9 protein-coding genes are annotated in these 13,280 nt (G+C 70.1%); all 9 read left to right on the top strand.

The window, feature by feature from the left end; translation table 11 throughout:
- The first annotated feature begins 77 nt into the window (after nucleotides 1-77).
- Entirely contained in the window at nucleotides 78-1,049 is a 972-nt protein-coding gene (locus tag AC1DWT_RS44525; RefSeq protein WP_206015413.1) for a DUF389 domain-containing protein, read from the top strand.
- Nucleotides 1,049-3,613 (top strand): circularly permuted type 2 ATP-grasp protein, encoded by a 2,565-nt coding sequence (locus tag AC1DWT_RS44530; protein WP_206015414.1) that lies wholly within the window; start codon nucleotides 1,049-1,051, stop codon nucleotides 3,611-3,613. Before AC1DWT_RS44525 ends, AC1DWT_RS44530 begins: the two co-directional genes overlap by 1 nt.
- On the top strand, nucleotides 3,610-4,560 hold the full coding sequence (locus AC1DWT_RS44535; protein WP_072942172.1) for a transglutaminase family protein: 951 nt from the start codon (nucleotides 3,610-3,612) through the stop codon (nucleotides 4,558-4,560). Before AC1DWT_RS44530 ends, AC1DWT_RS44535 begins: the two co-directional genes overlap by 4 nt.
- A 65-nt stretch (nucleotides 4,561-4,625) precedes the next feature.
- The gene (locus AC1DWT_RS44540) at nucleotides 4,626-5,801 is read left to right on the top strand and encodes a phosphotransferase family protein (RefSeq protein ID WP_072942170.1); all 1,176 of its coding nucleotides are present in this window, start codon (nucleotides 4,626-4,628) and stop codon (nucleotides 5,799-5,801) included.
- 55 nt (nucleotides 5,802-5,856) lie between these two features.
- Nucleotides 5,857-7,290 (top strand): replication-associated recombination protein A, encoded by a 1,434-nt coding sequence (locus tag AC1DWT_RS44545; protein ID WP_095860629.1) that lies wholly within the window; start codon nucleotides 5,857-5,859, stop codon nucleotides 7,288-7,290.
- A 78-nt stretch (nucleotides 7,291-7,368) separates the two neighbouring features.
- Nucleotides 7,369-10,041: an alanine--tRNA ligase gene (gene alaS, locus AC1DWT_RS44550; RefSeq protein ID WP_477925717.1), complete on the top strand. Its 2,673-nt coding sequence runs from the start codon at nucleotides 7,369-7,371 to the stop codon at nucleotides 10,039-10,041.
- A gap of 2 nt (nucleotides 10,042-10,043) precedes the next feature.
- On the top strand, nucleotides 10,044-10,580 hold the full coding sequence (gene ruvX, locus AC1DWT_RS44555) for a Holliday junction resolvase RuvX (RefSeq protein WP_072942164.1): 537 nt from the start codon (nucleotides 10,044-10,046) through the stop codon (nucleotides 10,578-10,580).
- Complete coding sequence (locus AC1DWT_RS44560; RefSeq protein WP_206015416.1) at nucleotides 10,577-12,319, top strand: endolytic transglycosylase MltG; 1,743 nt, start codon at nucleotides 10,577-10,579, stop codon at nucleotides 12,317-12,319. Before ruvX ends, AC1DWT_RS44560 begins: the two co-directional genes overlap by 4 nt.
- Nucleotides 12,309-13,136, top strand: coding sequence for a shikimate dehydrogenase (locus AC1DWT_RS44565; RefSeq protein ID WP_072942161.1), 828 nt, complete (start codon nucleotides 12,309-12,311; stop codon nucleotides 13,134-13,136). The genes AC1DWT_RS44560 and AC1DWT_RS44565 overlap by 11 nt, the downstream gene beginning before the upstream one ends.
- Nucleotides 13,137-13,280 lie beyond the last annotated feature (144 nt).

Here is a 13,280-nt window from a genome sequence, read left to right on the forward strand (position 1 = left end):
AAAAGAAGCCGGGACCTCCGGCACGATCTGCCGGCGGGACTCGATGACCGGACGACGCGGAACAGCCGGGGGACACGATGTTGCACCTGCGAGTGATCTGTCCGGCCGAGCACACCGAGGACGTCCTCGGTGTGCTCGCCGCGGAACCCGGCGCGACCCACGTGGTGGTGCTGCGCGACGCCGCGATCGACCCCGCCGGTGACGCGATCCAGACCGATGTGGCCCGCGAGTCCGCGAATGACGTGATCGACGCGCTCGAGGCCCTGGGAATCGATCGCACCGGCGCGATCACGGTGGAGCCCGTCGACACGGTGCTCTCGAAGTCCGCACACGAGGCGGAGAAGGCGGCCCCGGGCGATCCCGCGGACAGCGTCGTGTGGGAGGAACTGGTCAGCCGGACGCGCGAGGAGTCGACGCTCAACGGCACCTTCCTCGCGTTCCTCACCATCGCGTGCCTGCTGGCCGCGGTGGGTGTGGTGACCGACTCGCCGATCACCGTCGTCGGGGCCATGGTGGTGGGACCGGAGTTCGGACCGCTCGCCGCGCTCGCCGTCGCCCTGATGCGGCGCAAGCTGGGGCTGGCGCGGCGGTCGCTGATCGCCCTGCTGTTCGGTTTCCCGTTCGCGATGGCGGCGACGCTGGTCGCGACCCTGCTGATGGAGCAGGTCGGCTGGATGGAGTTCGAGAGCATCGAGTCCCTCGACCAGGTCGACTTCATCTACCGGGTCGGACCGCTGTCGCTGATCGTCGCGCTCCTCGCCGGCGCGGCGGGCATGCTCGCGCTCGTGTCCTCGAAGTCGGCGGCGCTCGTCGGCGTCTTCATCTCCGTCACCACCGTTCCGGCCGCCGGATTCGCCGTCGTCGCGGTCACCGTGGGCGAATGGCGCGTCGCGGCACTGGCGGCGCTGCAACTCGGGGTCAACATGGTGGGCATCGTCGTCGCCGGCGTCCTGGTCGTGGCGCTGCGACTCCGCAGCGGCGGCGATCCCCGCCGGCTGCTCGAGCAGGCGCGGAAAGAACGCTCCGTGGCGCAGCGGCGGAGGGCCTGATGAGCGTCTCGCCGCACGACGGCGCGGGCTACGACGAACTGTTCGACCACGACGGCGGCCTCCGGGAACCGTGGGCGGAGTTGGCCCAGGACTTCACGGACGGCGGGCCGGACTCCGTCCGCCGCCTGCAGTCCCGCATCCGGTTGCTCGTCGACAACCACGGGATCACCTACAACCCCCTCGACGGTTCGGACGCGCCGATCGCACCGCCACGATGGGAGATCGACGCCGTCCCGCTGATCGTCGCGGCCGAGGAGTGGGAGCAGCTGGCGGCGGGCTTCGTGCAGCGCTCCCGGCTTCTCGACGCGGTACTCGCGGACCTGTACGGACCGATGACCCTCGTCCGGAGCGGCGCCGTCCCGGCCCGCACGGTGTTCGGGCACCCCGGCTACGTCCGTGCGGCGCACGGCATCACGGTGCCGGGCCGCCACCAGCTGTTCCTGCACGGACTCGACGTCGGCCGCGGGGCGGACGGCACGTTCCACGCGCTGCGCGACCACACGCAGTCCCCGGCGGGCGCCGGCTACGCGATGGCGGACCGCCGCGTCATCGCACGGGCGATGCCCGGTATCTACGAGACGGTCGGACCGCGCCCGCTGTCCTCGTTCGCCCAGTCGATGCGGCTCGCGGCGATCGACGCCGCTCCCGCGGGCACCGAGGACCCGCTCGTCGTCGTCCTCAGCCCCCGCACCCGGTCCGAGGCCGCATTCGATCAGGCGTATCTGGCGACGGTCCTCGGCTTCCCGCTCGTGGAGAGTGCCGACCTGGTGGTCCGCGACGGCCACGTGTGGATGCGGTCCCTCGGCAGTCTGGAACGCGTCGACGTCATCGTCCGGCGGGTGGACGCCGACCTCGCCGACCCCCTCGACCTGCGCCCCGGCTCCCGGTCCGGGGTGGTCGGTCTCGTCGAGGTGCTGCGGCGGGGCGCGGTGACCGTCGTCAACACCCTCGGCAGCGGAATCCTCGAGAACCCCGCCCTCACCCGGTTGCTTCCGGACCTGTGCCGACGGCTGCTCGACGAGGATCTGCTGCTGCCGTCGGTTCCGAGCTTCTGGGGCGGCGACCGGTCGGAGCTGTCGCACATCCTCTCGAACGCCTCGTCGATGGTGCTGCGCGCGGTGCACGGGGGTGCGCCGATCGTGCCCGCCGACCTCGGTGCCGCCGACCGGGACACCCTGCTGGACCGGGTGCGGGCCGAACCCGGGCGGTGGGTCGGGCAGATCGTCCCGGACCCCTCGTACGCACCCGCCGCCGGTGGATCCGGGGACGTCGTGCTCGCACCGGTCGGGATGCGGCTGTTCAGCGTCGCGCAGCAGGTGGGATTCACGCCGATGGCCGGCGGTCTCGGCACGTCCCTCGTTCCCGGGGCCGAGCGCGGGGACCGGCGCCACGCCGGGGCGAAGGACGTGTGGATCCGGCTGGCCCAGCGCACGGCGTCCACCGACCCGGGCGACGGCGCCGAGCGGGACGGGGAGACCCTGCCCACGTATGCGGCGACGACGTCCGACCTGATGACGTCGCCGCGCGCGCTGACCGAACTGTTCTGGATGGGCCGGTTCGCGGAGCGCGCCGAGGGTGCGGCCCGGCTGATGATCGCCGTGGGGGAGAAGTACCGCGACTACCGCCTGCGACCGTGGCTGGCGGGCGGCGGAAGCCTCCCGATCCTGCTGAACACGGTCCTGCGGGTCGCCGACGCCGGGAACCGCGCCGTGGCCGACTCGGGTTCCGATCCGGTCACCGACCAGCGGCGGGTGCGCTCCGAGTTCCGCTCGCTGACGGCGGACCCGGACCGGGACGGGTCGCTCGCCCACGCGGTGCGCGGCGTCGAGCAGGCCGCGCGGGCCGTGCGCGGGCAACTGTCGAACGACATCTGGGCCGTCCTCAGCTCCGTCGAACGCGCGCTCGGACAGGTCGCGGCCGACACCGTCGACGACGGGTCCGCGCTGTTCGAGGCGCAGTCCGCGGTGCTCGGCGGCATGCTCGCGCTGTCCGGGGTCGCCGCGGAGTCGCTGGTTCGCGACACCGGCTGGCACGTCATGGACATCGGCAAACGGATCGAGAGGGCATCCACCTTGATCGCGCTGGTGGACTCCACCCTCGGGCGGAGGACGGATCCCGCGACCGAACGGGCGGTGATCGAATCGCTTCTCGTCGCCACCGAGAGTTCCGTGGTCTACCGCCGCCGCAACCGCAGTATCCGCCCGGCGGCCGTCGCCGAGTTGCTGCTGTTCGACGTGAAGAACCCGCGGTCGCTGGCGTTCCAACTGGAGGCGCTGCGCACGAATCTGGCCGCACTGCCGGACGCCTCGGGTGCGTCCCGTGCGGAGCGGCTCGCCGAGGACATGGTCAACACCGTGCGGCGCGTCGACCCCGTCCGACTCGAATCGGTCGACGCGGGCGGGTCCCGGAAGGAGCTGGGCGAGCTGACGACCACGATGCGCGCACTGCTGAGCGAACTGTCCGACGTGATGCTGAAGGGTCAGCTGTCGCTGCCCGGCGGCACCCAGCCGCTGTGGGGCAGCGGCACCTCGTGGAGCACCTCCCCGGGCGGAGTCTCTGCATGACCGACACGACGCCCCGCACGGACCCGGCAGCGGAACGTCCGGTTCTGCGCAGATACAAGATCACCCACCGCACGACGTACACCTACTCGGGGCCGGTGACCTCGTCGTACGGCCGGGGTTACCTCCTGCCGCGCGACACCGAGGAACAGCGGTGCGTCGCTTCCGTCGTCGACATCACACCGCCGCCCGCAGACCGCTCCACCGGGTCGGACGTGTACGGCAACCGGGACCTGTACTTCCAGGTGAGCACGCCGCACGAGGAACTGGTGGTGGCGGCCGAATCCGAGATCGAGGTCTACGGACCGGACAAGGCGAGGCTCGCCGCCGCACCGGCGAACGCGCCGTGGGAGCTGTCCCGGCCCGTGGGCACCGAGGGCGCGATGGCGCAGGAGTTCGTGCTCGACCTCGATCCCCCCGAGATCGGCGACGCGGTCCGCGAGTACGCGGCACCGAGTTTCCCGCCGGAACGGCCCCTCGTCGACGCGGTGGTCGATCTCACGACCCGCATCCACCGCGACTTCGAGTACAAGTCGGGGTCGACGTCGGTCTCGACGCGGGTCGCGGAGGTGCTGGAGAAGCGGTCGGGCGTCTGCCAGGACTTCGCCCGGCTCGCCATCGCCTGCCTGCGCTCACGCGGACTCGCGGCCCGGTACGTGTCCGGGTACCTGGCGACGCAGCCGCCGCCCGGCAAGGAACGGATGATCGGAGTCGACGCGACGCACGCCTGGGCCGCGGTGTGGATGCCGGGGGACCGGTGGCTGGCCTTCGACCCCACCAACGACCAGCTCGTCGACGAGCGGTACACGGTGGTCGCGTGGGGCCGGGACTAYGCCGACGTGCCGCCGCTGCGCGGTGTCATATACACAGAGGCACGAAACAGCACCATTGCGGTGTCGGTTGACGTGGCGCCGATGGAAGTACTCGCACCGGATCAGCCGAAATGCTGAAATTCATCGGGGCTTCCGGAGGAGGACTCGATGATCCGTGTCACTAGCAGGTAAGTTGGTCCGCGATGACTGCAATACTGGCAGACCCCGTTTCAGAGGTAGTTGCCGCAGCCGAGAAGCTGCTCACCCGTCGCACAGGGGCACCCGTGACACTGGTGGATCCCGTGGATCTCGGCGGTAGTGGCCGCACCATCGTGCTCCGTGTGCGGGTGGCGGAGAATCCGTTCTCCCTCCCCCGGACGTTGGTGATCAAGCAGGTCCGCGAGGAGTCCGGTGTGTCCGGCGCGCGGGCCGTCGATCCCGACGACCTGTCCGGCGACAGCCGCAGCGCCTTCCTCCGCGAGGCCGTCTCGTACCAGTTCGCCACGGCGCTGGCGACGGACAGCCGCCCCGGAGCCGAACTGCTCGCATCCGACCTCGAAGCCCGGCTCCTCGTGCTCAGCGACCTCGGGGACGCCACCCCGATCAGCGCGCTGCTCGAGCACTCCGATTCCGACACCGTCACCAACACCCTGATGGCCATGGCCCAGGCGCTCGGCCGCATGCACGCGGCCACCGTGGGCCGCGAAGAAGACTTCACCGCGCTGCTGCGCCGCGCCGAGGTGGCGCACTGCGACGACACCGTGGCCGAGCAGGTCGAGCGTGCGGTGCCCGCCGTGCCCGGTCTGCTGTCCGACATTCTCCGTGTCGACGTCTCGCCGGAGCTGACCGAGCAGGTGGCGCGGGCCGCGAAGCTGTTCGAGAGCGGGCGGTTCCGGGCGTTCAGCCCGTCGGACCTGTGCCCGGACAACATCATCGTCAACGACGAGGGCGTCCGGTTCCTCGACTACGAGTGGGGCGGGTTCCGCGACGCGATGCTCGACATCGCGTACGCGCTGGTCTCGTTCCCGGGTTGCCTGTGCAGCATCGAACTGTCCGAGGACCGCACCCAGGCGATGATCGAGGCCTGGCGGGCGGAGGTCGTGGGGATGTGGCCCGCGCTCGCCGACGACAACGTGCTCGCCGCCCGCATGGTCGAGGCGCAACTGATCTGGGTGTGGCTCAGCACCTACCTGTTCCTGCCGGACAACCACACCCGGATCGCCGCCGTCCGCGAGCATCACCTGTCGGTGCCGCGGTCCGAGGCGCTGACCCAGCGCTGGGACAAGCTGGCCCGTTCGGCGGATCACGCGGGGAACACGGTGGTCGCCCACGACGCCCGCGTCATCGCCGACAAGATCCGGGGACTGTCCGTCGGCTGACGCGAGGTCCGGCCGGACTGGGTCGGACGGTGCGGGTTCCAGTAGCGTCGAACTTGTGAGCGATCTTTTCGGTTCGGATGTCGGCGAGGACGAGTCGGCGGGCCTGTTCGAGACGGCGCAGCCGGACGAGGCGGCGGCTCCGCGCTCGGTTCCCGGTCCGGTGCCGGTCGACCACCGCGCACCGCTGGCGGTGCGCATGCGTCCCCGCACGCTCGGCGAGGTGGTCGGGCAGCAGCATCTCCTCGGCCCCGGTGCGCCGCTGCGGCGGCTCGTGGAGGGGTCGGGGGCGGCGTCCGTGCTGCTGTACGGTCCGCCCGGCACCGGCAAGACCACGCTGGCGTCGCTGATCTCCGGTGCCACCGGGCGCCGCTTCGAGGCGCTGTCCGCGCTGTCCGCCGGTGTCAAGGAAGTGCGTGGCGTCATCGAACTCGCTCGCCGACGGCTCCTCGCGGGCGAGCAGACGGTGCTGTTCATCGACGAGGTGCACCGCTTCTCCAAGACCCAGCAGGACGCACTGCTGGCGGCGGTGGAGAACCGGATCGTGCTGCTCGTGGCCGCCACCACCGAGAATCCGTCGTTCTCCGTGGTGTCCCCGCTGCTGTCCCGCTCGCTGGTCCTGCAACTGCAGTCGCTGACGGCGGACGACATCGAGAACCTCCTCGAGCGGGCGCGCACCGACGAGCGGGGTCTCGGCGGGGACATCGAGATCGCCGGCGACGCGATGGACCATCTGGTGCGCCTCGCGGCCGGTGACGCCCGGCGGGCGCTCACCGCGCTCGAGGCGGCGGCGGGCGCGGCGCTCGACCAGGCCGGTGACGCGGACCGTCCGGTGCTGCTGAACCTCGCGACGGTGGAGGCCAGCGTCGACAAGGCCGCCGTCCGCTACGACCGCGACGGCGACCAGCACTACGACGTGATCAGTGCGTTCATCAAGTCGATCCGCGGTTCGGACGTCGACGCCGCCCTGCACTATCTGGCGCGGATGCTGACCGCGGGCGAGGACCCCCGCTTCATTGCGCGGCGGCTGGTCGTCCATGCCAGCGAGGACATCGGGATGGCCGACCCCACCGCGTTGCAGACCGCGACCGCCGCCGCGCAGGCGGTGCAGCTGATCGGGATGCCGGAGGCCCGCCTCGCCCTCGCCCAGGCCACCATCCACCTCGCGACCGCGCCGAAGTCGGGGGCCGTCATCGCCGCGCTCGGCGCCGCGATGGCGGACGTCGCGGCGGGAAACGCCGGGCTCGTTCCACCGCACCTGCGCGACGGCCACTACGCGGGGGCGGCCAAGCTCGGCAACGCCGTCGGCTACCGATATCCCCACGACCACCCGGACGGGGTACTGGCGCAGCAGTATCCGCCCGACGAGCTCGTCGGCGTCGACTACTACCAGCCCACCACCCACGGCGGCGAGCGTGACATCGCGGGGCGCGTGGACAAACTGCGGGCCATCGTCCGCGGCACGAACCGTCAGGGTGGCCGGTTAAGCTGAATGTTGCCGAACCGCCGGGTGTGCCCAGCCACCCGGCGACCGTAGTTGCCCTCGAGACAGACAATAAGGATCACTGACGTGCAGACCCACGAGATTCGCCGGCGCTTCCTCGACCATTTCGTCAAGGCGGCCCACACCGAGGTACCCAGCGCCTCGCTGATTCTCGACGATCCGAACCTGCTGTTCGTCAACGCCGGAATGGTGCAGTTCGTGCCGTTCTTCCTCGGCCAGCAGACGCCGCCGTACCCGAGGGCGACCAGTGTCCAGAAGTGTGTGCGCACCCTCGATATCGAGAATGTGGGCATCACCACACGGCACAACACGTTCTTCCAGATGGCCGGCAACTTCTCCTTCGGCGACTACTTCAAGCGCGACGCGATCAAGCACGCGTGGTCGCTGCTGACCTCCGGCGTCGACGACGGCGGCTACGGGTTCGACCCGGAGCGGATCTGGGTGACGGTCTACCTCGACGACGACGAGGCCCGCGACATCTGGCGCGACGAGGTCGGCGTTCCCGAGAGCCGGATCCAGCGCCGCGGCATGGCCGACAACTACTGGTCCATGGGCATCCCCGGGCCCTGCGGCCCGTGCTCGGAGATCTACTTCGACCGCGGCCCCGAATTCGGTGTGGAAGGCGGCCCCGAGGCCGACGAGGACCGCTACATCGAGATCTGGAATCTCGTGTTCATGCAGAACGAGCGCGGTCTCGGCATCAGCAAGGACAACTTCGAGATCCTCGGGCCGCTGCCGAAGCAGAACATCGACACCGGCATGGGCGTCGAGCGCGTCGCATTCCTGCTCCAGGGCGTCGACAACGTGTACGAGACGGATCTCGTGCGCCCGGTCATCGCGAAGGCCGAGGAACTGTCGGGCCGCAAGTACGGCGCCGACCACGACGACGACGTGCGGTTCCGGGTGATCGCCGACCACGCGCGCACCGCCGCGATGCTCATCGCCGACGGCGTGAACCCCGGCAACGACGGCCGCGGCTATGTCCTGCGCCGCCTGCTGCGGCGCATCGTCCGCTCAGCGAAGCTGCTCGGCGCCGACAAGCCCAGCATGCGGGAGTTCATCACCGTCGTCCGCGACACGATGGCGCCGTCGTACCCGGTCCTCGACACCGACTTCGGCCGCATCGAAACGGTCGCAGTGGGGGAGGAGACCGCGTTCCTGAAGACCCTCACGTCCGGTTCCAAGCTGTTCGAAGGCGCCGCCGAATCGGTGAAGGCGTCCGGCAAGTCGACGATCGGCGGCGAACAGGCGTTCGCGCTGCACGACACGTACGGCTTCCCGATCGACCTGACCCTGGAGATGGCGGCCGAGGCCGGTCTGACCGTCGACGAGGAGGGTTTCCGCGCGCTGATGGCCGAACAGCGGCAGCGCGCGAAGGACGACGCCCAGGCGCGCAAGCACGCGCACGCCGACCTCACCGTCTACAAGGAACTCCTTGACCGCGGACCCACCGAGTTCACCGGATTCCACGAATTGGTTTCCGAGGCACACGTTCTCGCGCTGATCTCGCAGGGGCAGCGCGTCCCCGTCGCGACGGTCGGCCAGGACGTCGAGGTCATCCTCGACCRCAGCCCCCTGTACGCGGAGGCGGGCGGCCAGATCGCCGACCTCGGCACCCTCACCGGTCCGGGGCTGCGGGTGAAGGTCAACGACGTCCAGAAGATCGCCAAGAAGCTGTGGGTCCACAAGGTGACCGTGCAGGAGGGGCAGATCACCGAGGGTGACGTCGTGCTCGCGCAGGTCGAYGCCGCGTGGCGCAAGGGCGCCACGCAGGGGCACTCCGGCACGCACATGGTGCACGCCGCGCTGCGACAGGTGCTCGGCCCCAACGCCGTTCAGGCCGGCTCGCTGAACAAGCCGGGCTACCTGCGGTTCGACTTCTCCTGGCAGGGTGCGCTGACTGAAGCGCAGAAGCAGGACATCGAGGTCGTCGCGAACGAGGCGGTGGCCGCCGACTACTCCGTGAACACGTTCGTCACCGACCTCGACAAGGCGAAGTCGATGGGCGCGATGGCGTTGTTCGGCGAGAACTACGGCGACGAGGTGCGGGTCGTCGAGATCGGCGGACCGTTCTCGATGGAGCTGTGTGGTGGAACTCACGTGGGCAGCTCCTCGCAGATCGGCAACGTCACGCTGCTCGGTGAGCAGTCAGTCGGCTCCGGCGTGCGTCGCGTCGAGGCCTACGTCGGGCTCGACTCGTACCGCTACCTGGCCAAGGAACGGGCCCTGCTCGCCGGGCTGTCGTCGTCGCTGAAGGTGCCCTCGGAAGAGGTGCCCGCCCGCGTCGAGGCACTGGTGGAGCGACTTCGGGTGGCGGAGAAGGAACTCGAACAGACCCGCGCGCAGGCGGTTCTCGCCTCGGCGGGCACCTTCGTCGACAAGGCCCAGCGGGTCGGGCCGGTGCTGCTGGTCGCGGATTCCGCCCCGGCCGGTGTCGGCGGCAACGACCTGCGCGGGCTCGTCACGGATATCCGCGGCCGATTCGGCACCCAGCCCGCCGTCGTCGTGCTGCTCGGTGATGTCGACGGCAAGGTGCCGTTCGTGGTGGCCGTGAGCAAGGCCGCGCAGGAACTCGGCCTGTCGGCCGGCGACCTCGTGAAGGAATTCGGTCCGAAGATCGGCGGCCGCGGCGGCGGAAAGGCCGACATGGCACAGGGTTCCGGTTCGGACACCAGCGGAATCGCGGCCGCTCTCGACGCGGTCCGGGGACAAGTCGCGGACAAGGTGGGGAGCCAGTAGCGGTGGATCACGCGGAACAGGGTCCGGATCGACCGGGAGTCGACGACCCTGGGCGTGGTCGGCGTATCGGCATCGATGTGGGCAGCGTCCGCATCGGCGTCGCGTCGAGCGACCCCGACGGGATCCTCGCCACCCCGGTGGAGACGGTGCCCCGGTCCAAGGAACGCGGGCCCGACGCGCCGGATATCCGGCGCATTGCCGACATTGTCGAGGAATACGAGGCGGTGGAGGTTATCGTCGGTCTGCCGCAGACCCTGCGGGGTGAACGGGGAAAAGCCGCCTCGATCGCTACTGTGTTCGCGAAGCGATTGCGAAGGAAGGTCGACCCGATACCGGTGCGGATGGCGGACGAACGTCTGACGACGGTCACTGCAGCGCGGGCGCTTCGCGAGAGCGGTGTCAGTGCGAGGGGCCAGCGTCCTGTGATCGACCAGGCTGCGGCGGTGGCGATCTTGCAGGGATGGTTGGACGAGCGGAGCAGGTCGGTGAATGCAGGGGATTCAGGTGGGGACGTGCAGCTACCGGAGGCAGGCCAGTGAGCAATCACCGCCGCCCCGCAGGTGAGCGACCCGACTTTCAGTACATCCCCCGCGAACCCCGACGGCACCGCTACCTCGACGGGGACGACGACGAGGTCGACTACACGCCACCCCCCGACGACGACCTCGTCACCACCGGCCGCCACGCCGTCGTGTACGACGAGCCGCACTACGAGGAACAGCACCTCGACGAGCCGCACTACGAGGAACAGCACCTCGAGGAACCGCAGCGCTACGAGTCGCACCGCAATTACGCGGAGCCGCGGTACGACCCGCGCTACGACCCCGAACCCGTGTACGAGGACGGATACGGTCCCCGCTCCTACGGCGACGCCCGCTCCTACCGGGAGACGCCGGCCGACGACCACCCGTATGTGGACGACCATGTCGACGAGCCGGACGAGGCCCACACGTACCCCGACGACGGCTACGACCGCCCGCACGACGAACCCGACGTCGCGTTCGCGGAGGCCGAGACGCAGATCATCTCGGCGATTCCCGAGGAGATCCCACCCTCGGCGACTCCGGAGGAGTTCCCACCGACCCGCGCCGCTGCTCGCACGCAGGCCCGCAGCCGCAAACAAACCAGGGGACGCGCACGCCGGGGCAAGGTGTTCGGCGTCCTCGCCGCCGCGGCGGTCCTCATCGTGCTGGTCGGTGTCGTGTTCGTCGGCGGCAAGTTGTTCTTCGGCGGGTCCGACGCGCCCGCGGACTACGCAGGCCCCGGCGGTCCCGAAGTGGTCGTGCAGGTCCATCCGGGCGATACCGCGGAGGAGATCGCCACCACCCTGGCGGACCGCGACGTCGTCGCCAGCGGATCGGCGTTCTTCAACGCCGCAGTCCAGAGCAACGCCATGAACTCGGTGCAACCCGGTTTCTACAGCCTCTCCACCCAGATTCCGGCGGACGACGCCGTGCAGGAACTGGTCGACCCGGCCTCCCGCGTCGGGCAGATGATCATCTCCGAGGGCAGGCAACTCCACGACACGACCGACGTGCAGACCGGCGCCAAGAAGAAGGGGATCTACACGCTGATCTCCGAGGCCAGCTGCTTGGGTGACGCCGGTCAGCAGAAGTGCATCAGCTACGACGACCTCAACGCCGCCGGCGCGGGCGACCTGTCCGCGCTGGGTGTGCCCGACTGGGCGAAGGACTCGGTCGCGGGTGTCCCGGACCGGGATCGCCAGCTCGAGGGACTGATCGCCGCGGGCAGTTGGGATTTCGATCCGACGGCGGGTCCCGCCGCCATTCTGCAGAAGCTCGTGTCCGAGAGTTCCGCGAGCTACGAGAAGACCGGGATCCTCACCGCGGGCAACCAGGTCGGTCTCACCCCGTACAAGATGCTGGTCGCGGCGTCGCTGGTGGAACGCGAGGCGATGCCCGACGACTTCTCGAAGGTCGCGCGCGTCATTCTGAACCGGCTCGCCGTCAACCAGGCGCTGCAATTCGACTCCACGGTCAACTACGCGCTGGACACCACCGAACTGGCCACCACCGACGCCGACCGCGCGCAGGTGACCCCCTGGAACACGTACGCCAGCCCCGGCCTGCCCGCGACGCCGATCTCGTCGCCGAGCATCGGGGCGCTCCAGGCGGTCGAACAACCGGCGCCCGGCGACTGGATCTACTTCGTGACGGTCGATTCGAAGGGCACGACACTCTTCACGAAGAGCTACGACGAACACCTGGCCAACATCGACCAGGCTCTGAACAACGGGATTCTCAACAGTGGACGATGAGTTGGTGACCGCACGCAAAGCTGCGGTGCTGGGCAGCCCGATCGCGCATTCGCGATCACCGCAACTGCACCTCGCGGCGTACCGGGCGCTCGGTCTCACCGGGTGGACGTACGACCGCATCGAGTGCGACGGGGAGCGACTCCCCGGGCTGGTGTCCGGGCTCGGCCCGGAATGGGTCGGTCTGTCCGTCACGATGCCGGGCAAGATCGCCGCGCTCGAGTTCGCGTCCGAGCGCACCGACCGGGCCGTGGCGATCGGCTCCGCGAACACCCTCGTGCGCATCGAGGGCGGCTGGCGTGCCGACTGCACCGACGTGGACGGGGTCAGCGGCGCGCTCACCGCGGGCGGCGTCGGTGCCGTCGCGGGCGCCGAGGCGGTCGTCGTCGGCGCCGGGGGAACGGCCAGGCCTGCGCTCGTCGCGCTCGCCGACCTGGGCGTGAAATCGGTGACCGTGGTAGCCCGCGACGCGGGTCGCGCGGCGGGTGCGCTGGGGTGCGCGGAATCGGTGGGGCTCGAGGTCCGGTTGCTCGGCTTCGACAGCCCCGAACTCGGTGCCCGGTGCGCCGCGGCCGCCGCACTCGTCAGCACCGTTCCGTCCGCCGCGATCACCGACTACGCGGACGTTCTCGGCCGGGCGCCGTTCGTGCTCGACGCGATCTACGACCCGTGGCCGACCCCACTGGCGGCCGCGGTCGAGGTGGCCGGGGGAACGGTCGTCGGCGGTCTGTCGATGCTCCTGCACCAGGCGTTCGGGCAAGTCGAGCAGTTTACCGGCCGCCCGGCGCCGCGCGAGGCGATGGCGGCCGCTCTGGGCTAGACAGTATGAGGGTATGGGCTGGGGCCCACTCCACATGTGAACGTGGGTTGCCGACAGGAAACGGGTCCTGGCCGGTAGAGCCACAAGATGTGGGAGGCCCCAGCAATGAATCAGCGTACGAGTGTCGGATTGGATGTGCACGCA

It is taken from the genome of Rhodococcus sp. P4_B6, from assembly GCF_056402215.1.